The sequence below is a fragment of the Dyadobacter sp. genome (assembly GCF_017744695.1).
Lineage (GTDB): Bacteria > Bacteroidota > Bacteroidia > Cytophagales > Spirosomataceae > Dyadobacter.
On the sequence record NZ_JAGIAS010000009.1, the window covers coordinates 188074 to 210214 of the forward strand.

The following is a 22141-nucleotide window of genomic DNA, read 5'->3' on the forward strand; positions in this document are numbered from 1 at the left end:
GACCGATGAAAAAATACATCTTACCCATTCTCTTTTTACTTCCGCTGACCTCCTGCAAGGAGTTTCTGGAAGAAAAAATGGTATCGACTATCACGCAGGACTATTTCGAAACCGAAAAAGGCGCCGAAGATCTCGTGGTGGCATCCTATAACACCCTCCGCTGGAAATACGGCTTCATGGAAGGCCCATACCTGTTCGAAACCGGCACCGACATCACCGAGCCGACCGACAACAACTGGGCGACGGTCAGCCCGGCCGTGTGGGCGCCTACCGGAGAGGCGGGCAGCTATGCCAATAACCTGATGGGCTACTATGCAACGCAGCTGCTCGGGAGCTACCCGATTATCAATGATTGCAACAAGGCCATCGAGATTATCACCGAAAAGGCGCCGGGCAAGTTTGGCTCGGACAAGGAATATGCCAATCAGCGGCTGTCGGAGGTGTATTTCCTGCGTTCGTGGACATTCTACATGCTGGTGACCCAGCTCGGCGATGTGCCGATGCCGCTCAAAAGCAACAACTCGCTTCCGACGGTTTTCAACTTCCCAAAATCGACTTCGGCACAGGTGTACAGCCGCATTATCGGCGATCTCCGCTTCGCTCACGAGCATTTGCCTGCGGCGCAAGCTGAGCGCGGGCGCATTACGAAAGGCGCGGTGTCGCATTTGCTGGCCAAGTTGTACTTACAACGGGCACAGGGGCAGGAGTTTAAACAATACCGCAATGCAGACGGTACCGTGAACCCCGCCGATGCCAATGCGCATTTGGGACTGCTTTTCAAGGGGCAGGGCAGTGCCGACCTGGATTCGGCCCGCATTTTCGCGACCGAGGTGATCGACGCTTATGCCTCGTCCAACGGCGGGCAGTTTGGGGGGCTGGCGGCTAATTATTGGGATTTGTTCAAAACCGCGCGTGGCGATTGGAGCAACGAGAGCAACAAGGAAATTATCCTGCAAGCCTCGTACGGCAACAACCTCGATAACGGTCGCTACGGCATGCGGACCACCGCCGCATTTACCTGCGATTACACCAATGCAGCCTGGAACATCCCTTCCAAAACCTGGGCTTACGGCCTCCGCAAAGGCACGGGCTTTTTGCCTACCGACTGGGGTTATGATGTTTTTACAGACAAAATCAATGATTCCCGCTTTGAAAAGAGCTTCCAGATCGAGTATCAGAGCGCTTCTTTCGACAATGCGGCATTGCAGGACGGGCCAGGACTAGCTTATACCGATGCGAACAATAAGTCGCTGACGTGGGCTGCCGAGGAGGCAAGTTATTTCAATGCCAACATTCAGGCAGGCTACAACCGGCCTTCGTGGGGCGGCCGGAAAGCCGTTGCCGGGCAGCGGAAAATAGGGCAGGGCGACCTGGGTCTGGTGTTTTTGGAGAATACCAAGGAAACGGCCATCGATATCAATGAAGCGCTCGCGCAGCCTTATGTACTGTACCCACGCTGGGTGAAAAAGGGTGGTGAATATTACTACCGCAAAACGGGTGTGGACCGGTTGTCTTCCAACACCGGCCTGCTGATCGGGCGTACGATCCGCCCGTCGTCGCGCAAGTTCATCGACCCGAACCGCAGCACGGTGGATAACCACTTCGGTACCCGCGATGTAGCGATATTCAGGCTGGCGGAAACCTACCTGATCCGCGCGGAAGTGTATGGGCGGCAAGGCAATTATGCGGCGGCGATCGAGGATATCAATGTCCTACGCGCCCGTGCGGCTTACAAAACCGGCGAAAGCCGCGCGGAAGTGCTGGCGAGGTTGTATCCGGGGTCGGAAAACCTGACGGTTGCTGAAAAAAGCTATCCTTACGCCGCTGCGACCGATACTTATGCCAAAATTAAAGTGGATGCTTCCTATTGGGATGGAGCTTCGGCCAAATCGCGCCTGGAAAACTATCCGCCGGAAGCGAATAGTTCTGCGAAGCGTTTTATTCATTTTATTTACAATGAATACTCGCGTGAATTCAATTCGGAACAGATTGTGTACGAGGGTATTCACCACGCGGGCATCCAGCTCGAACGCGTGCTGCACCATAACCAGCTCGCATCGTCCAAAACCGGCAACTGGCCCGTGGCCGACAACCCGGTGAATGCAAACGGGCAGAATGGCAACGGCAAGGGCGTGTTCCGCGCGAAGGACACATTCAAGCCTTTTCCGCAATCGTACATCAACATGCTGACCGACGAAAAAGGCGCGCCGCTCACCACCGATGCCATCCGGAATTACCAGAACCCGGGTTATAATTGATTTTTGAAATACAAATAAATACTGATGCTGAAAAGGTTAAGTACATGGGCGCTGGCCGTGCTGATCGGCGGGGCCGCAGCGTCTCAAACGCCTGATACACCGAATATCGTTTTCATCCTCGCCGACGACCTTGGCTATGGCGACATTGGAGTGAACGGCCAGAAACTCCTCCATACCCCGAATATCGATGCGCTGGCGAAAGAGGGCATTATCTTCACCGACTTTCACGCAGGCGCGCCTGTGTGTTCGCCCTCCCGAAGCGTGCTCATCACGGGCCTGCATACGGGACATACCACCATTCGCGGTAATGCGACCATCCGCGGGGGCATTGCCGGCAGCAAGGGCAAACAGACCGTCCGGAGAACCAACCTCACCGCTGAGGATTTTACAATCGGGAAGCTGATGGGGCAGTCGGGCTACACCACCGCGCTCACCGGCAAATGGCATCTCGACGGCTACGACACGCTCGCGACGCCTATTCACCGGGGCTTCGACCAGTTTTCGGGCTGGCTGATCGCCTATCCGGGCACCTACGCCAACGGCTATTGGCCCGCGCAGCGGTACATCAACGGGCAGCTCAAAAACGTAGACCGCAACCAGAACGGTCGGAAAGGCTACTACGCTGATGACCTGACGACCGACGAAAGCATCGCATTCATGACTGCTCAGCGCGGTTCGAAAAAACCTTTCGTGCTGATGATCAACTACAACAGTCCGCATTCACCGCTCGACGCAGTAGACAGTACCATTTACCAAAAGGAAGACTGGCCGCAAGACATGAAAATCTACGGCGCCCAGGTGCACCACCTCGACGAGCAAGTGGGACGCATTAAAAGGTACCTCATCGAAAGCGGTTTATCCCAAAACACTATCGTGTTCTTCTGCTCCGACAACGGTCCGCGCTCCGAAGGCACACCTCAGCAGACCGCCGTCGCCGAGTTCTTCGATTCTAACGGCCAGCTCCGCGGTTACAAGCGCGATATGTACGAAGGCGGCATCCGCGTTCCTATGATCGTATGGGCACCGGGAACCGTCAAACCCGGCACTGTGAGCAAGGAACCGGCCTACTTCGCCGACATCATGCCCACCTTTGCGGAAATCGCTCAATCGAAAGTGCGTTACGACACCGACGGTGCCAGTGTATTGCCTGCCATCAAAGGCAAGCCCGCTTCGAAACCCCGCTTTTTGTATTGGGAGTTTTTTGAAAAGGGCTTCGAACAGGCCGTTCGATATGGAAAATGGAAGGCTGTGAAAGCCAAAGGCAAGCTCGAACTATACGATCTGGACAAGGACATTAGCGAAACGCGTGACGTCGCCTCGCAGCACCCGGACGTAGTTGCCAAAATTGAAAACTATCTGAAAACGAGTCGGACGGAATCGCCATTCTGGCCGGTGGAAGGGAAATGAAGGGATATTTGAAACCAATAGGCAGGGCAGCGCTGGGCGTTGCCCTGCTGTTTTGCATTCCGGCCAATGCGCAGACGGGACATGCACAACCCCACGGTAAGCAACCGGTTAAGCCGCGAACAACGAGCCGACAAACGGCTCGCACCAAAGTGTCCAATGCACCGAAAGGAAAACTTTTGCATTCCGACGACTTTACCGGCGCACTGGACACCACCCGCTGGCACGCCGAAATCGAGCCCGTGGCAGGCCGTCATTCCGAAGTGCGCACCCAAAACGGACGCCTGATCCTGAACACCGCCGGAGGCGTCACCGTCTGGTTCAAGCCGCGCCTGGAAGGCAACATCCGCATAGAATACGACTGGACCGTGCTCGTCGACTCGGGCAGGAACGACCGGTTGTCGGATTTGAATCAATTTTGGATGGCTACTGATCCTTTAAATGCGAATTTGTTTACGCGCTCAGGGAAGTTTGAGAGCTATGATTCGCTGTCGCTTTATTATGTGGGGTTTGGGGGGAATAGCAATACTACCACGCGGTTTCGCAAGTATCTCGGGGATGGGGCGAAGCCTTTATTAAAGGAATATTTGGATGCGGGGCATTTGCTGAAGGCTAACCATACTTACCATATTGTGATAGCCGTCATTGACGGTCGGACTACTTTTTCGGTGGATGGGGAGGTTTTGTTTGATTATTTGGATCCGTCGCCTTTGAGGAGTGGGTGGTTTGGGTTTCGGTCTACCGCGGCACGGCATTCTATTGGTTGTCTTAAAGTTTGGCGCATTGAATGAAGCAATTACTTCTAGTCAATAATCCTATTCACAATTTTATTGGTAAATGAATAGAAATCAGCATAACTGCTTTTTACAGCTCCCAAATGTGCTCCGATGGCCCCATCGGACGGCTTCAACAAAAAGATCGGTTTTCTTGCCTCCATTGCCATCGGTATCAGGCTGTGGTAATGTTTTAAAAGTGCCAGGCAATATGGGTCATCGTTTACAGTCAAGTCTGTTTCTGGCGCGTCGTTCAAGACGGATTCCCTGAAAACATTAGGTATCCGATTTGCCCATTTTAGATATGATTTTACCGGTCGGCTTTCTTTAACCCCATGTTGCATGACCACATAACCCAAGGGAACGATCGATCCACGAGGCAATTGAAGTGACGGTTCGGGATTCCGACTGAGGCGGTCTTCCCATTCGCCTTGCCAGGTTACAAGCCGATTTCCAAGGTTTCTCAAACCCTGTAATGAAAACAAGTCAGCCGCCATTGGGACAACCACATAGTCGGCAGCAATTAATGTCGCTCTGTTTATGGCTCCAAAATTAGGTCCGATATCAATAATGTTGAAATCGGTACTCCAACGTTGACCAGCTTCCATGATCACGCGGTAGAAAGACGACACGACGCGAAACGCCGCCTCATCACGGTTCAGGCAGGAACCCCAACCGCTACTTAGTTTGTCTTCAAAAAGGGATAATTCCAAGTCCCCGGCAAGAAGGCCGATATTGCTTTTGATTTCCTCAATGTGAGCTGGGGATATATCGCCTATGCCTCGATTCAATGGCTTTATACTTTCTAGAATCGTCGGTCTGCGATCCTCGCTATCATATATATCCTGCAATCGATCATCATTCAAAAACATTGAAGTGAGGTTAGTTTGAGGATCAAGGTCTACGGCAAGGCATCGGTAGCCCAACTCGGCCAACATGTAGGTGAAATGGTACACCAAGGTCGTCTTGCCGACACCACCTTTATTATTAAAGAAAGCAATCGTCTTCATTATCGTTTTTTGTAGATTACTACCCCAAAGCTAGTAGGCTGATCGAGAATAAATACAGGATCGGGTGAGCCGTTTCTCGAAAGGGCTGCCTTAGCACGTTTGACGCCAACATTAAATGCATTGATAAACCCTAGATTTTTTGCTGCTTCTGCCAAGGTTGGGTTCCGATAGTCGTTTTTATTGGGAAAGTTTTCAGGCCTCGCATCGCCATACAATCCGCCGGGATTTGTAATTTCTATTCGATCACTGAACTCATAGAACTTGATCGGCGCATTCGACTCATAGTCGCGATGTATAATCGCATTATAAAGCAATTCCTCGATCGCGGACGCAGGATAGGCCGAATCATAAGACTCCCCAAGTCCAAGCTGTACCCGCTTTTCGATTTGAGATTTGATAAAGTCTTTCATGACACGCATTTGAGTGGTCAGGTCGCCCTCAAACCGGTGTTCAAAATCAAAATCACTTACTTCGTCTGTTCCGACGAACCTCACATATTGAACATATGCTCCACTCAGATAAAACCTTGGGTTTTTGCCAAAAAGCAGTATTCCTGCATTGGTAGGAACATCATTTTTTAGGTCGTAAAATTTAAGTGATGAAAGTTGCTCCTTGATTTCCCTTCCATTGGCTTCAAGCGTTTCCGGGTCTATCGCAGTCGGCAGGTAAGTCAATTTAAACAGATCGATACTTAACTCGTTCAAGTCACTATCGTAGGTTGGGCGCGTGTCGAAGGTTTTTGAAAAGGTTGAGCGCCTTTCGCCTAATATTCTTTCCTCCGCCTCGTTCGCAAAACCCCTTCTCTGTCCAACGCGAACGCAAACGCGGCCTTTGTACCGTGTAGGTGGTACTTTGGAAGGTTGAACCTCTACCACGGCAATATCCCCATTATCAAAAGAAAACTTTGCCACTGTCATCGCGGGAGGGGGAACAATACGTCCATCGGTTCGAAAGTTAAGCAGCGTCTGCATGAGCTGCTCATCTACCTTAGTGCCATTCAAACTTCCGTCGTCATTCGCTCCAATGATCAGATATCCTGGCAATCCATGCCCCGGCATGTCATTGCAAAAAGCGCATATAGCCTCACCAAATTTGTCAGCGTTAGTTTTCGAAACCGTTTTTTCTACTCGGTCAGATTCCAATGCGGGTAGTAGTAGTGCAATCTCTTCCAGGGAAATCATATATAGCGTTCGTTAAACCCTGGCAAGTTGAAAAATGCTCGTGCAATTACCAAATTTTAAGCGTAATGGCTGTTTTCTTTCAATGTGTATACCCGAGTGAAGTTGCGTTTCTACATGGACAAAGAATTATTTGCCGGATACTTTGCCTTCTTTACAGGTTTGGATTTGCAGAAACATCTCCCGAATATGCATCCTCCTATAAACAAGTGTCACACATGAAAAAGCTTCAAAGTTATGCCCTGCGATGGTGGGGGATCGGCGAAAGCCCCCCGAACGCTGACACTAGCGTTTAGGACACCTTAGGCAGGGTATTTTCTCATCCTTAAACTAAGTGTCAAATGAACAACACACTATCAACCCCCGCCGAGTCCACGGACTCGCGGCACCTGGCTTTCGGCCGGGAAGTGGCGGAGCTGCTATCGCAGAGCAGCCCGTCAAACTGGATAGATGACCTTTGGGACATTTATACCGGGTACATGCCGCGCCGCGCAGGCTTGCGCAAAGAGAATTGGGCTACAACCCCCGCGCGGCAGACATTTTTACATCATTCAAGGAGCTGGTGTTTTTCTTCCAGCGTGTTGAGGGGATGAAGGGGTAACCCTCCCCATATACAAGCAAAAGCCAGGCAATCGTTGTCATTGCCTGGCTTTTGATTTAATGCGGTGCCGGTATTGCCTTTCGTTCACCTTGTTATTACATCCCGCCGGGATTTCCGAAAACGAGAAAGGTATTGTTTTCTACCAATGTTGCGTGCCTGACGGCACTTTCATTACAATGAAATAATCGCGCTGGCGTCGTACTACCAATGCTACATGCAGGAAGGAACCATCAGGGCAGAAACGCCAAATCGCGTTAGCGATGTGACATTGGTAGTTCAATATGATAACGCTCACTCGTAAATGCCGTAGGCATGTAACAACCAAACTCAACTCTTGAAGCCAACTTTAACATTTCATTAACCATCTTTAACAAGTCCGCTGAATACCCCGAAATAAAAATCATTACGTTTGCCAAAACCTTGATAACCAATAAAAAAAATGGCAAAGAGTGTACACCTGCTCGCGTGGTTAGTAGTGGCTTCGTGCGCGTTGTGCGAGGCGCAAAATGCGGCGTACCTGCCGAAGGATAAGGTCGTGCCCGACACCACACGCACGGTAACTTCGCACGGGCCCGAGCGCATTACGCGTAACATCATTCAGGATCGGAAAGGCAATATCTGGATCGCTGCATTCGACGGGATTTTCCGGTATGATGGCAAGTCGTTTACAAACATTACGAGCAAAGTGAGTTCGGCCCGGTTCTTTTCGGTTTTGGAAGACAGGGAGGGCAAGTTCTGGTTCGGGACGATCGGTTCGGGCGTTTATCACTACGATCCCGAGGGGGCAGACGGGCAGGAATTCCGGCATTTTACGACGGCCGAGGGGCTGATCGACGATCGGGTGCCGCATATCTCGAAAGACAAATCCGGTCGTGTCTGGTTTGGGACGCTCACAGGAGCGAGTCGCTTCGAACCCGGACGGGCAGTCGGGAAGCAGTTTCAAAATTACCGCATGAACGGGTCGTGGCCATTTACGCTGGAAAGCGGCGACCTTCCGCCGGATGATCACGACGACGTTAATTCCATCATCGAGGACAAAAACGGGAAGTTCTGGTTTGGGACAAGGGGCGATGCGCGCATTTATGATGGAAAAACATTTAAGGTCATCAGGCATGACGGGCAGACGTTTACAAACGTCCGTACGATTATCGAAGATAGTAAGGGTAATATCTGGCTAGCCGGGCAGGATGGGCTTTGGCGTTACGACGGCATTTCATTTACCCAAATTACGGATGATTTTGTGGGGTATGTTCACGAAGACCGGAAGGGGAATATCTGGACGAGCTCGAAAAATGCGGTAACAGAAAAATGGGGAATTGCCAGGTACGATAAAAAAGCCCTGTCGGATAAGAAGCCGGTTGCGACCCACATAAAATCGGAATATGAGGTCAATGAACGAATGACTTTTGGAATTCTGGAAGCCAACGATGGCAGCATCTGGTTCGGCTCTCTGGGCGGCGTGTATTGTTACGACGGCCAAACGGTTAGGGATTTTAAGGATAAGGCGGGGAAGCAATAGGGCGTTGAGCCGCCGGTTTGCATTATTCGGCGGATAAGCAAAAGCCAGGTCATCGTGCTGATAGCCTGGCTTTTGCTGAAATAAAGCGTTTACTCAACGCACGGCCTACTTATACCCGTCATTCTGTTTCAAACTAGGGTTCCGGTCGATCTCGCTTTGTGGGAGCGGGTACAACACCTGGTAGTCAAATGCGGTCTTGCCGCGCCCTTTGGCGAGCTCGATGAATTTACCGTGGCGGATCAGGTCCTGGCGGCGGAGCTCTTCGGTGAAAAATTCCCAGCCGCGTTCTTTCAGGATGTGTGCCCGGAGCGCTTCCTTGGTGGCGAATGCGGAGACGGACAATGCTGCTACGCCGGCTTTGGTGCGGACCTGGTTGATGAGGTCAATCGCGGCGGCAGTCGGGCCTTGAAGCTCGTTCAATGCCTCGGCTTTGCTCAGGAGGATGTCGGCGTAACGGATCACGGGGAAGTCGTTGCCGAGGTCGGCGCCGGTGGCGGGGAGGTCTTCTTCGAATTTGAAGCTGCGCTTGTCGTCCTGGCCAAGCACGATGTGCTTGCCGCTCAGGTCGTCGTATTCGGTCAGGAAGGCTTCGCGGCGCTGGTCTTTCGGATCGAAGGAATCGTAGAAGCCGGATAGCGTTTTGAGCTGGGTAGCGTAATTGGCTTTGGTGGCGCCTTTGTATTTGTAATTGGGCGGCGCGGCGTGCGGCAGATAATTGGTACCCAGCCCCGGCTGGGCCACATGCGGCCTTACGTAAATAAATTCGCTGTTCTTCTCATTGGCTAGCTTGAACAGGTCGGTGCGGTTGGCCGAGTTGAAGAGGCTGTAAGCATTCAGGTCGATCACCTTCTGGGCGGTTTCGCTGGTCTTTTGCCAGTCTTTGTTATTCAGGTAAAATTTGGTCAAAAAAGCGAGGGCCGCGCCCTTGGTAGCCCGGCCATATTGCTTGGCGGTGACGGGCAGGATGTCGGCCACGGCGGAGAGTTCGTCGGTCACAAACTTCACGAATTCTTCCTTGCCGGCGCGTGCGGGGCGGTCCTCACTGCTGCTGATACTGTTGGTAATCAGCGGGGTAGGGCCGAAAAGGTCATACAGCGAAATGTAGCCGCTCGCGCGCAGAAAGCGGGCTTCGGCGACGATCTGCTTCTTGCGTTCGGGGTCGAAGTCGATGTTGGGCACATTATCTATCACAAGGTTAGCACGGTAAATGGCGGCGTAGTAGCGGGTCCAGGCCGTGTCGAAAAACTCGTGGGAAGCGTTCCAGGTGAAATCTTCGAGCGGCTGCGCGAGCCCGCGGAGCCCGCCCTCGCGGATAATGAGCAGGTCGGTGGTCACTTCGGCCATCACCAGGATGTTGCGGAAGCCGTCGGTTCCCTGTTTCTGTTCGAGGGCGTATGCAGCGTTGAGCAATGCCTCGGCATCGTCGGCGGTTTTGAAGAAATTGTTGGGCCCAAAAGAAGAGTACACTTCCTCTTCCAGCGGCTTGTCGCAGGCGGCGGCGCCGATCATTAACAGGATATATAGTAGCTTTTTCATTGATTCACAATAATTAAAAATGGATACTCACGCCCGCAGTGTAAGTGCGCGAGAGGGGAAATGCATTGTAATCGGCGCGGACGTTGGAGGTGCCGAATGCGCTTACCTCGGGGTCATAGCCGGTGTATTTGGTGATGGTGAACAGGTTCTGGCCGGTCACGTACACCTGCAAGCCCTTGATATGCCGCCATTTGGCCGACGGGAAGTTGTAAGTCAGCTGCACCGATTTCAACCGCAGGTACGAAGCGTTCTCCACGGCCCGGCTATTGACATTGCTTGTATAAGAAACGGCCACCGGCACGCCCGACGAGTTCGCATTGGTCGGGTTGGTGGGCGTCCATCGGTCGGTGTAGCTTTCGGCGAGGCGGTTGCGGCGGAATGAGATCGGATTTTCGGATTCGGTCCGGTTGAGGTTGAAGAGCTTGTTGCCCTGCACGCCCTGGAAGAAGAACGACAGGTTGAATGCGCCGTAGGTGAAATCGTTGTTCAGGCCATAGGTGAAATCGGGGAATGGCGAGCCGAGAATGGTCCGGTCGGCGGAGTTAATGGTGCCGTCCTTGTTCACATCGCGGTATTTGTACTCGCCCGGACGAGCAAGCGGTTGTGCGGATTTGGCAATATCCTCACCTTGCTGGAATACGCCATCCACTACATAGCCATAGTATGCATTCAATGGGTCGCCTTTGCGGATAATGGTGAAATCGTTGGTAAAACCGGCCGAGCCGCCCAGAATGTACGGCAACGCACCCAGGTCGGTCACCTGGTTTTTCACGATCGAGAAGTTCAGGCTCGACCGCCAGGTAAATGGCGCCGTCACGTTGATAGATGTCAATCCGAAATCGAAACCGGTGTTTTTCAGGCCGCCCACGTTTTTAAAAGTCGTGGTAAAACCGCTGGTACGCGGGATCGGCAGCTGCAAAAGCAGGTCTTTGGTTTGTTTATGGAAATAATCGATGCTACCCGACAACCGGTTTGCAAACAGGCTGAAATCCAAACCGATATCCAGTTGGGTGGTGGTTTCCCATTTCAAATCGGGATTCGGGAGCTGGGTCGTCGAAATGCCCACATACGGCGCGCCGTCGAAAATGGCCTGTCCCTGCGGACCGAGCAGCACGAGCGATTTATAGCTGCCGATGTCCTGGTTACCGGTCACGCCGTAGCTCGCGCGGAGTTTCAGGTCGGTGATAGTGTTGATGTTTTTCAGGAAAAGTTCGTCCTTCATGCGCCAGCCCAATGCTACCGATGGGAAAATGCCGTACTTTTTGTTATCCCCGAACCGCGAGGAGCCATCGGCGCGAATGGAGGCTGTGAGCAGGTATTTGTCGAGCAGATTGTAGTTCACCCGGCCCAGGTAGGAGAGCAACTGGTTCTTGGTGCGCCCCGAGCCGAGCGAAAAAGTACTCTGCGCGCCCGCCGCGAGGTTATCGGTGCCCAATGCATCGAGCGGGAAGTTCTGCGCGCCGGCGGAAAGCGAGCTCACTACAAACTCCTGATAGGTGTATCCGCCTAGGATTTCGAGCTGATTATCTTTGTTGAGCGACTTGCTGTACCGCGCGGTAAATTCAACGAGGTTGTTGGAAGCATTGCTTGTGAGTACGCTCGCGATGCCTTTGGTACCTTCGGCGCGTTTGGTGAGGCGGGAGGTGAAAATATCCCGCCGTGAATCCTGACGGTCGGTACCGAAGTTGATCTTCGCTGACAGCTCGGGCAGGAAGTAGTACTCGGCAAAAACGCTGGCAAATGTGCGGTTGGTGGTCGCGAAATCGCTCACTTCGTTGGCCAGGCCGACTGGGTTTTCCAGGTTTACGATCTGCGTCTGCGTCCAGGTGCCGTTCGGGTTTTTGATGGTCAGGGTAGGGTCCTGGAAAATGGCGGTGTTGATCACCCCCGCGCCTTCGTTCACGCTCACGCCATTGGGCACGAAATCGTCCTTTACCTGGCTGGAATTAAGGTTTAACCCAAATTTAAACTTGTCGCCGGTGTAGTTCAGGTTCACCCGGCCGACATACTTCTTAATGCCCGAACTGATCACGACACCCTTCTGGTCGAGGTAGTTGAGGGAGGCATAGTAAGTGAATTTGTCCTGCCCGCCCGAGAACGAGAGCTGATGGTTTTGTAAATACCCCTTTTTGAAAATCTCATCCTGCCAGTAAGTGCCCTGGCCAACGGCGGCAATCTGCTCTGCGGTGAATTCCGGGGCCTGTTTCTGATCGGCGCGCAGGTCGTTGAGTAGCGTCATGTACTGCTGTGCATTAAGCATCGGCACACGTTTGGTCACTTCCGACACCGCGCCGGATAGCGCGTAGTTCACATTCAGCTTACCTTTCGCGCCTTTTTTAGTAGTAATCAAAATAACCCCATTCGCTCCGCGCGAGCCGTAAATGGCCGTCGCCGAGGCGTCTTTGAGAATTTCGACGGACTCGATATCGCTGGGGTTCAAGGCATTCAACGGGTTGCGTGGCGCCTGCTCGTTGACGAGCGTGGAGCCGGGTACCACCGACGCATTGTTGACCGGTAGCCCGTCGATCACGTACAGCGGCTCGTTGTTGGCATTAATGGAGTTGGCCCCGCGGATGCGGATGGTCACGCCGCCGCCCGGCTCCGAGCTCGATTGCGTCACCTGCACGCCCGCGGAACGGCCTGCTATGAGCTGGTCCACAGATGTTTGTACGCCTTTATTGAAATCCTTGCTATCGAGCGAGCTCACGGAGCCGGTCAGATCGCGCTTTTTCTGGGTACCGTAACCTACGACCACGAGCTCGTTCAGCTGCCGGGTGTCGTCGTTCAGCTGCACGTTGATCTGTGAACGGCCCTTCACTTCGAGCTCCTGCGTAATATAGCCGATGGCCGAAAATACGAGTACGGCGTTGCTCTCGGCGGTGATTTCGAATTTGCCGTCGGCATTGGTAGTGGTGCCGATGGTACTGTTTTTGACCAGCACATTGATGCCCGGCAGGGCCGACTGGTCGGTGGCGGAAGTGACTTTTCCCTGAATGGAAACGGACTGGGCGTGGCTTTGCAGAGCCAGTATGCCGCCCAATAGGGCCCAAATCAATCGGATGTGATTTGAACGGAGAAATGGAATCATGGGTGATGCTTTTAGTCTACACTTATTTGATGGGCAAAGTAAAGTTATTTTAAATTTTTAAACTACTAAATTGGTAGATTAAATAGTTTAGTTAATTTTGTGCACCAGCCACCATTAAACTCCGCTTCCTGCGACCGCATGGGCAGGGCGCGACTTCACTCACTTAACCAAGCATTGTCATGAAAAGGCAATTTTATTACACTTTGGAGCTGGTAGCGATTTTCCTCCTGGCCGCATTTACATTCGGCGACAGCCCCTACGAGAACGAGATCAAGCAATGGCACGAAAAGCGCATCGAGAGCCTGAAAGCGGAATCGGGCTGGCTGAACCTTGCGGGATTGTACTGGCTCAAAGAGGGGACCAACACGTTTGGCAGCGCCGAGGAGAACGACATTCTTTTCCCGGCCGAAAAAAGCCGTCCTTTCCTGGGTGAAATTGTTTTGGAGAAAGACAAAATCATCCTCAAAGCGAAACCCGACGCGCAGATCTTTCATGGCGATCAGCCGGTGACCGAGCTCGACATTTCGCCTGCGGGCAAGCCGGTGACATTGAAACACGGGCCGCTGCGCTGGTTTGTGATCAAGCGGGGCGACAAGTATGCGATCCGCCTGCGCGACCTGGAAAGCGAATTCCTGAAAGGCTTCACGGGCATCGAGCGCTACCCGGTGCAGGAAAAATGGCGCGTAAAAGCACAATTTGTGCCTACCAAAGGCCGCACGGTGAGCATTACGGATATTACCGGCCGCACCGACGATCAGGTTTCGCCGGGTAAGCTGGTGTTCACAGTCGATGGCAAGGAATACAGCCTGGATGCGGTGGGCAAGCCGGAAAACCTGTTCCTGATCTTCGCCGACCAGACCAACAAGCACGATACCTACGGTTCGGGCCGTTTCCTGTACTCGTCTGTCGAGGCCGACGGTACGGCCTGGCTCGATTTCAACAAGGCCATTAACCCGCCTTGTGCATTCTCCCCTTATGCGACTTGTCCGCTGCCGCCGAAGCAAAACAAGCTGGCGTTGGCCGTGGTGGCCGGCGAAAAGCGCTACGGCGACCACTGATTTCTCCGCCGCGCATTGACGCGGTCTCCCGACTGATTTTTCAAGGCATGATTTCCCGGCACCCTGCAAACCGCAGGGTTGCCCGGCCATGCCCTTTTCACTCCGTTTTTACACAAATCTACACTTTGATATGATAAAACCTTACTTCACCCATTTGCGTAAAGACGGCTACGCGAATGCGGCACGCATGGCGCTGGCTGCATTGCTGCTGGGCGTCGCTACCCCTGAGCAAACTTATGCAGCGCGGAACATCGCGCCTGCTTTCGCGACGGCCGACAAGCCGGTATCCGGCGTGATCCGCGACAAGGAATCGGGGCAGGGGCTGCCCGGCGTTTCGGTGATCGTGAAAGGCTCGTCCAACGGCACCATTACCGACCACGACGGCAAATACCAGCTCATCGCGCCGGAAAATGCCACATTGGTCATCTCATTTATCGGCTATACGACCATTGAAAAGGAAATCGGCGGACAAACGGGCATTTCCATTGATCTGACCGCCGACACGCGCCAACTGAGCGAGGTGGTGGTGGTCGGTTACGGCACGCAATCGAAGGCGGAATTTACCGGATCAGCCGTCCGGTTGAAAGGGGAGTCTATCAAAGAGCAGCCCGTTCAGAGCTTCGATCAGGCCTTGCAGGGACGCGCGGCGGGTGTGAGCATTGCACAGCCGAATGGGGTGCTCAACAATCCGCCCGTGATCCGTATACGAGGCGTGAATTCGATTTCACTGAGCTCTTATCCGTTGGTGGTGGTGGATGGTATTCCCATTAATACAGGAAACGTATCAACGAGTACCGCGGTGCCGAACAACCCGCTGGGCGATATTAACCCGGCCGATATCGAGTCGATCGACGTGCTCAAAGATGCGGCGTCGACCTCCATTTACGGCTCGCGTGCGGCGGCGGGCGTGCTTTTAATTACTACGAAAAGGGGCAAAACGGGCAAGCCGAGGATCAACCTCGAATCCTGGGCCGGCGTATCGACTGTCACTCGCCTGCCGGAGCTGCTGAATGCCCGGCAGTATATTGCGATCAAAAACGAGGCCGTGCTGAATGCCAAGATCCTGGGCGGCAACGAGAACAATGACAAAGTACCTTCCGCATTGTTTTTTCCAAACCTTAATCCCGACGGCACGCCCATCGACACGCGCTGGTACGACTATATTTACCGGACCGGCGTGTCGCACAACCATAACCTGAGCGTTTCGGGCGGCACGCAGACGACCAAATACTATTTTTCAGCCAATTACAGCAAGCAGAACGGCTTTCTGCGGGCCAACGAGTTCGACCGGAAATCTGCCCGTTTCAATATTGACCAGGAAGTGAACAGCTGGCTGAAACTGAATGGAAGCGTTTCCTATAATACCACCAACAATGCGTCGCCCTATGCCGGCTCGTTACCGGGTTCCAACTTTTTCCTCGTTGGCCTCGCGCGCCTGGCCACCGCATTGCCGCCGAACGTGCCTGCGTATAACCCTGATGGTTCATACAATATCAGTACCACCAGCCCGAACACCATCGGGATGGGCAACAACCAGGTGGTGAGCAACTGGGGTAACCCGGTGGCGCAGCTGGACAAGAACCATTACACCTCTGCCAACGACCGCATTATCGGAAGTTTCGCGGCCACCGCGCGGCTATTGAAAAACCTCGAATTCCGCACCAGTTACGCCATCGACCGCCTGCGAACCGAGACCAAAACCTTTGATAGTGCCTTGCAGGGTAATGGTTACTCCACCAAAGGCAATGCGGTGAATGTGTCGGCATTGCGCGATAACTGGAACTGGACCAACACATTGACTTTCACGCCGACATTCGGCAAGCATTCGCTGTCGGTACTGGCAGGTTATGATGTTCAAAAATTCAATAATTCGGCCTGGGGCGCTTCCCGCTCGCAGGGTGCCGACCCGTTTTTCGAGAATTACCAGGGTAACTGGGGTTCGATCACCTCGTCGGGCAACGAGCTGGACGAGCGGGCTTACCTGTCGTATTTTTCGCGGGTGAGCTATGATCTGGCCAAGAAGTATTTTGTGACGGTCAACTTCCGCCGGGACGGCAATTCCGCATTGGGGCTGGATAAAAAGTATGGCAATTTTGGCGGCGTTTCGGCGGGCTGGGCATTGTCGGAAGAGGAGTTTTACAAAAATTCCAGTGTAGCCTCGGTACTGAACTCTGTGAAGCTGCGGGCCAGCTGGGGTCGGGTAGGGAACGGTAACATCAGCAATGCATTCGGTTCGCTTGAATTATACAACGGCGGCTTGTACGGTAGCGCGCCCACGTGGGCGATCTCGCAGGCGGGCAACTCCGACCTCGGTTGGGAGACGAGCCGCCAGACCAATTTCGGCGCCGACCTGGGCCTGTTCGGCGACCGTTTCCAGGTGGACCTCACCTATTTCGACAATAATGTGGACGGCCTGATCCTCAGCGCCCCACAGGCCATTTCGAAAGGTATTCCAAGCAATTCCATCCTCCGCAATGTGGGCTCAATGTATAACCGGGGCATCGAACTGGGCATTTCGGGTACATTAGTGCGTTCGGGCGAGTTTTCCTGGAATGCGTCGGTGAATTTTACCAAGCTGCGCAACAAGGTTACGGCGCTTTCGGACGGCAACACCGACATCATCGGCACCACACACGTAGCCTACGAAACCACCAACGTGACGCGGGTAGGGCATTCGGTCGGCAGCTTGTACGGCGCCAAAACAGCCGGCGTGAACCCTGAGAACGGCCGCCGCATTTTCATCAATGCCAAAGGCGAGAAGGTGCAGTACAGCCAGGTAGTCGGCCCGGGCGAAAGCAACTGGACCTATCTTGACGGTAGCAAGGCATCGGCGATTACCGGTGCGGATTATTACCTCATCGGCGACGCGTTGCCGAAATGGTACGGCGGTTTTTCCAATAATTTCAAATATGGCGCATTCGACGCGTCCATTAACCTGACTTACTCGGGCGGCAACTACGTCATGAACGGTACCCGCGCCACGCTCCTCGACCAGCGGGCCTACAACAACTCGACCGAGATCCTGCAACGCTGGCAGAAACCGGGCGATATTACCGACATCCCGCGCCTGGTGTACAACGATCAGCTTTCGAGCGGCTCCTCATTCCCCGTTTCTACCAATGCCGAAAAGGCGGACTTCCTGCGACTGCAAAACTTGTCGCTCGGCTATCGCGTACCGGCATCGGTATTCGGCAACTCGGGCATTGGTCCGGTGCGCATTTACGCGCAGGGTTCGAACCTGTTTTTGATCACGAAATACAACGGCACCGACCCGGAATCTTCGGTCAACGGGAATTCCAACACCACGCCCGGTATTGAGAAGAACTCGGTAGGGCAGGCGCGGACGTTCACGCTGGGGGTTAATCTGAGTTTTTAATTAAAAAGCATTCTACCAATGAAAATATTCAACCAAATAGGCCGCAACACGCTCGGCTGGGGCTTTTCCGTGGCATTTGCATTGCTGCTGCCATCCTGCGATTCCGATAAACTGCTGAACCCGGTGCCCAAAACTTCCATTACCGGCGCCAACGCGTTCGATACGCCCGAGCGCATTCTGGGACTTGTGAACGGCGTCTACAAATCGGCCAAAGGCGGCAACTTTTACGGAGGCAACTACTACACCTATTCCGAAGTGCGGGGCGAGGAGTTCATCAACCGTACCAGCAACACGTTCACCGCTTTCGAAGCCTGGAACCACACGCTTAATGCGAGCTCCAACTTTATCGCGGGTTTCTGGGCCGCTGGTTATGAAACGATCAACAATGCCAATATCCTCATCAAAGGCATCGGCGAGCATCCGGGGGTGGTGAACGAGGCGTTGGGCAGGCAATATGTAGCCGAGGCGAAGTTCGTGCGGGCATTGAGCTACTTTGCGCTCGTAACCGCCTATGCGCGACCGTTCAACGAGGACAAAGGTGCCTCCAAAGGCCTGCCGCTCCGCCTGCAAGCCGAGACTACCACTGCCAACAACGACCTGAAACGCAGTACCGTCGCCGAAGTTTACGCGCAGATCATCAAAGACCTGGACGAGGCAGAGGCTGACCTGCCATTGACCCACGCCACCGCGCTGCTGAACACCACGCGGGCGCACCGCAACACCGCTATCGCATTGAAAACGAGGGTGTATTTAAACAGCGGGAACTATGCCAAAGTGATCGAGGAAGCGAAAAAGATCGTTTCAACCGCGCCGCCATTCTCTGCGGCAACCGGCGTGAAGCACAAGCTGGAAAGCATTGTCGAGATTTTTTCCACCAATTACACCAGCAGCGAGTCCATTCTGTCGGTACCGATGACCGAGCTCGACAATGTGACCGGCCAGACGTCCTTTCCCTACGTGATCAATGCCAATTCGGAATACAATCTCAACCCGACCGGCATCTGGGGCGATACCGAATGGCGTGCTTCGGACCTGCGGCGCACATTTGCACGCACGGCCTCGGGGGTACAGTTCCTGACCAAATATGCGAAGCCGTCGCCCTTCCTGGACTACCTGCCCATTATCCGCTACTCGGAAGTGCTGCTCAATTACGCCGAAGCGGCAGCCCGCACCGGTGACCTGGTCACGGCAACGGCCCTGCTCAAAGCCGTCCGCACCCGCTCCGACGCCAACTACGAATTCCCCGCAGGAGCTACCGGCACAGAGCAGGCGTTGGTCGCCACGATCCTCAAAGAACGCCGTATCGAGTTCCTGGGCGAAGGTTTTCGCTCAAACGACATCGTGCGCAACCTGTTGCCATTCCCGGCTAAGTCTGGTAATGGGCTGGTCGCGCCGGAGGTAGTGCCCTCGCAGACGAACTATGTTTTCCCGCTTCCCAATACAGAGATTGTAACAAATAAGCTGTTATTGGATTAACATTTCATGGAATAACAAGCAGCCGGAAGTTTTGGAACCCTTACCACGGTTTCCGAATTTCCGGCCTTGCTATTCGCCAAATGCATTACCGCAGTTTTGCGTGGCCTATATTGGTATAAGTGGAACTGGTGCGGGACCGACAGCCCTAAAGAAGCTACCAGCCCTTCACCGCCCCGCCCTGGAATACCTTCGCCGCAGCCTCTTCCACTTCTTTGGATTGGTACGCCTTTACATACTTCTTGACCTTTTCCTCATTCTTGTTGTCCTCACGGGCCACAATCAGATTCACATAAGGTGAGTCTTTGTCTTCGATCAGCAGGCCGTCGCGGGTGGAGATAAGCCCGGCCTTACCTGCAAAATTGTTGTTGATAATCGCGAGTGTAACGTTGGCGTCGTCCAGGGTGCGGGGAAGCTGGGGCGCTTCAAGTTCGAGGATTTTCAGGTTTTTGGAATTTTCGACAATGTCGATCACCTTAGGGAGTAACCCAACACCTTCTTTCAATTTGATCAGCCCATATTTTTGAAGCAGCAGCAGTGAGCGCCCGCCGTTGGTCGGGTCGTTAGGGATTACCACGGTATCGCCGGGTTTAAGGGCGTCCAGGTTTTTGATTTTTTTGGAATACCCGGCAATGGGGTAAACGAAGGTGTTGCCCACAATGGCGAGTTTGTAGCCGCGCTGTTTGACCTGCTCGTCGAGGTAGGGCTTGTGCTGGAATGCATTCACATCCACATCGCCGTGGCTGAGGGCCTCGTTGGGCACCACGTAATCATTGAATGTGATGAGCTCCACGTCCAGGCCGTACTTTTCCTTTGCTACTTTCTGAGCGGCTTGTGCCACTTCATATTCCGGGCCAACGGCAATACCAACTTTAATGTGATTCGGGTCGCGATCTTGGGCCGCTTTTTGGTTGCAGCCTGTTAGTAATGCCGTTCCCAATGTCAATAACAGGAGTAAGTTTTTGTCGAAGTTCATATTAGTTAATGTATTTAGATGCAGCCTAATAGGTGTAATTTGTTGATGTTGATTTAGCTATGGCAGGCTTGAATTGCATTTTGAAAAACAGCTTGAACACATCTTTATTATCTGTGGTCAACTCGCTTGGAAAGGCGGTCGCCGAAAAATTGAATGACGAACACCAGCCCGATCAGTAGCACCAGTACGATGTTCATAATCATCGCGTCGTAGCCGATGTAACCATATTGATAACCGATTTGCCCGAGCCCGCCCGCGCCCACGGCTCCGCCCATGGCCGAGTAGCCCACAAGCGTGATGAGGGTAATGGTGGCGACATTTACGAGCGAAGGCAATGCTTCAGGCAGCAACACTTTATACACGATCTGAAACGGCGTGGCACCCATGGCCCGCGCGGCCTCGATCAGCCCGGCCGGTACTTCGATGAGGCTATTCTCGACCATCCGCGCGATAAATGGCGCGGCCCCTACGCTCAATGGTACCAGTGCGGCGCTCACGCCGATGGAAGTTCCCACGACGGCCCTGGTAAACGGGATCATCCACACGATGAGGATGATAAATGGAATTGCCCTGAAAATGTTGATCACGAAGGAAATGACGCTGTTGAGCGTGCGGTTTTCCAAAACCTGCCCCTGACGCGTCAGAAACAGCACAATGCCGGTGGGTAAGCCCAGGATGAAGCCGAAAATGCCGGCGGTAATGGTCATAAAAATAGTTTCGCCCAGGCCTGAAAGCAGTAGCGACACGACGGGGTCAGACATATCCTAACAATTCAACTTTAATGTGGTGGTAGATAAAGAAATCGATCGCCTTCTGGTAATTCTCGGCCCGGCCCGAGAGCGCGGCAAGGATCACGCCGAAATGCTTGTCGCCGATATGGTCCATCTGCGCGCTGATGATCTTGGTATCGATCTCAAACAACCTTGCGGCTTGCGAAAGCAATGGCTGGTCGGCCGTTTCCCCGTTCAGCCGCAAACGAAGAAGTGGCGACATCCCACCTTCATTAACGGCAGTCACGCGGTGCCGGTAATGCTCGGGAATCTCAACGTGCAAGGAGGCATTGATAAACGAGCGCGCGAGCTCGGTTTTGGGGTTCGAAAAAATGGCGTTCACCGATCCTTTTTCCACGAGCTTGCCCTGACTGATCACCGCTACGTCGTGGCAAATCGATTTAACCACATTCATTTCATGCGTTATGAGCAGGATCGTGATTTTCAGCCGGCGGTTAATGTCTTTCAGTAGCGCCAGAATAGACGCCGTCGTGCCGGGATCGAGAGCGCTGGTGGCTTCGTCGCACAGGAGCACCTTCGGGTTGTTGGCAAGGGTTCGGGCAATGGCCACGCGCTGCTTTTGTCCGCCCGAAAGCGTCGAGGGATAATCCGCAGCCTTATCTTCTAGGCCCACGAGCCGCAGCAGCTCGGATACCCGTTCCCGGATCTCGTGTTTCGACTTGCGGCCGAGTTCGAGCGGGAATGCGACATTCTCGAAGACGGTGCGCGAAGCAAGCAGGTTGAAATGCTGAAATATCATCCCGATCTGTCGCCGCTCGCCGGCCAGTTCGCGATCGGAGAGGGTGGTTAGGCTTTTACCGTCGATCAGTACCTCGCCGCTGGTGGGTTTTTCGAGCAGGTTCACGCAGCGGATAAGCGTGCTTTTCCCCGCGCCCGACTGTCCGATCACCCCGAAAATCTTGCCTTTCTCTACTTTCAGCGATACGCCGGCCAGGGCGGTCACTTCCCGGTCTTTCTGTTTAAAAATCTTGGTTACACTTCTTAGCTCGATCATGCGGCCATCCCTTATCCCGATAGTTTGTTTTGAAATCCAATATTAGAAAATAATCTATAAAGTCTATCGAGTAAAGGATAAATTTTAAAAATCCTTTGGTTACTAA

The 22141-nt window shown here is 53.4% G+C and carries 15 protein-coding genes; 8 read left to right on the plus strand and 7 right to left on the minus strand.

Going from position 1 to position 22141, the window contains the following annotated elements:
• Positions 1–5: 5 nt before the first annotated feature.
• From J7619_RS27515 to J7619_RS27525, 3 genes are read left to right on the plus strand one after another with little or no spacing between them, the layout of a single operon-like run.
• Positions 6–2258 carry a RagB/SusD family nutrient uptake outer membrane protein gene (locus J7619_RS27515; RefSeq protein WP_291206772.1) on the plus strand — a complete coding sequence of 751 codons (2253 nt, stop codon included), beginning with the start codon at positions 6–8 and terminating at the stop codon, positions 2256–2258.
• A 24-nt stretch (positions 2259–2282) separates the two neighbouring features.
• Positions 2283–3665 carry an arylsulfatase gene (locus tag J7619_RS27520; protein ID WP_291206775.1) on the plus strand — a complete coding sequence of 461 codons (1383 nt, stop codon included), beginning with the start codon at positions 2283–2285 and terminating at the stop codon, positions 3663–3665.
• An 8-nt stretch (positions 3666–3673) separates the two neighbouring features.
• Complete coding sequence (locus J7619_RS27525; protein WP_291206778.1) at positions 3674–4453, plus strand: DUF6250 domain-containing protein; 780 nt, start codon at positions 3674–3676, stop codon at positions 4451–4453.
• A gap of 11 nt (positions 4454–4464) precedes the next feature.
• On the opposite strand, the gene J7619_RS27530 is transcribed toward J7619_RS27525, so the two are convergent.
• Both J7619_RS27530 and J7619_RS27535 read right to left on the minus strand, forming a co-directional pair.
• Positions 4465–5445 carry a ParA family protein gene (locus J7619_RS27530; protein WP_291206780.1) on the minus strand — a complete coding sequence of 327 codons (981 nt, stop codon included), beginning with the start codon at positions 5443–5445 and terminating at the stop codon, positions 4465–4467.
• A complete protein-coding gene (locus J7619_RS27535) occupies positions 5445–6626 on the minus strand; it encodes an ATP-binding protein (protein ID WP_291206783.1) in 1182 nt (393 codons plus the stop codon). Before J7619_RS27535 ends, J7619_RS27530 begins: the two co-directional genes overlap by 1 nt.
• 338 nt (positions 6627–6964) lie before the next feature.
• Between J7619_RS27535 and J7619_RS27540 the strand changes: the two genes are divergently transcribed.
• Both J7619_RS27540 and J7619_RS27545 read left to right on the plus strand, forming a co-directional pair.
• Positions 6965–7216, plus strand: a complete 252-nt coding sequence (locus J7619_RS27540; protein ID WP_291206786.1) for a hypothetical protein — start codon at positions 6965–6967, stop codon at positions 7214–7216.
• A 447-nt stretch (positions 7217–7663) separates the two neighbouring features.
• Entirely contained in the window at positions 7664–8743 is a 1080-nt protein-coding gene (locus tag J7619_RS27545) for a two-component regulator propeller domain-containing protein (RefSeq protein WP_291206789.1), read from the plus strand.
• 105 nt (positions 8744–8848) lie between these two features.
• Here J7619_RS27545 and J7619_RS27550 read toward each other — a convergent pair whose 3' ends face one another.
• Both J7619_RS27550 and J7619_RS27555 read right to left on the minus strand, forming a co-directional pair.
• Positions 8849–10279, minus strand: coding sequence for a RagB/SusD family nutrient uptake outer membrane protein (locus J7619_RS27550; protein WP_291206792.1), 1431 nt, complete (start codon positions 10277–10279; stop codon positions 8849–8851).
• A gap of 13 nt (positions 10280–10292) precedes the next feature.
• A complete protein-coding gene (locus J7619_RS27555) occupies positions 10293–13334 on the minus strand; it encodes a TonB-dependent receptor (protein ID WP_291206795.1) in 3042 nt (1013 codons plus the stop codon).
• Between the two features lie 212 nt (positions 13335–13546).
• Between J7619_RS27555 and J7619_RS27560 the strand changes: the two genes are divergently transcribed.
• The 3 genes from J7619_RS27560 to J7619_RS27570 all read left to right on the plus strand — a co-directional run bounded on the left by J7619_RS27560 (position 13547) and on the right by J7619_RS27570 (position 19277).
• Positions 13547–14425 (plus strand): DUF1684 domain-containing protein, encoded by an 879-nt coding sequence (locus tag J7619_RS27560; RefSeq protein WP_291206798.1) that lies wholly within the window; start codon positions 13547–13549, stop codon positions 14423–14425.
• A gap of 130 nt (positions 14426–14555) precedes the next feature.
• A complete protein-coding gene (locus J7619_RS27565; RefSeq protein ID WP_291206801.1) occupies positions 14556–17801 on the plus strand; it encodes a TonB-dependent receptor in 3246 nt (1081 codons plus the stop codon).
• 18 nt (positions 17802–17819) lie between these two features.
• Positions 17820–19277, plus strand: a complete 1458-nt coding sequence (locus J7619_RS27570) for a RagB/SusD family nutrient uptake outer membrane protein (protein ID WP_291206804.1) — start codon at positions 17820–17822, stop codon at positions 19275–19277.
• A 154-nt stretch (positions 19278–19431) separates the two neighbouring features.
• Here the strand turns inward: J7619_RS27570 and metQ are convergent, their stop codons facing one another.
• From metQ to metN, 3 genes are all read right to left on the minus strand, one after another.
• Complete coding sequence (gene metQ, locus J7619_RS27575) at positions 19432–20250, minus strand: methionine ABC transporter substrate-binding lipoprotein MetQ (protein ID WP_291206807.1); 819 nt, start codon at positions 20248–20250, stop codon at positions 19432–19434.
• Positions 20251–20357: 107 nt separating this feature from the next.
• Entirely contained in the window at positions 20358–21011 is a 654-nt protein-coding gene (gene metI, locus J7619_RS27580) for a methionine ABC transporter permease MetI (RefSeq protein ID WP_291206810.1), read from the minus strand.
• Positions 21004–22035 carry a methionine ABC transporter ATP-binding protein MetN gene (gene metN / locus J7619_RS27585; protein WP_291206813.1) on the minus strand — a complete coding sequence of 344 codons (1032 nt, stop codon included), beginning with the start codon at positions 22033–22035 and terminating at the stop codon, positions 21004–21006. The genes metI and metN overlap by 8 nt, the downstream gene beginning before the upstream one ends.
• Positions 22036–22141: the final 106 nt, after the last annotated feature.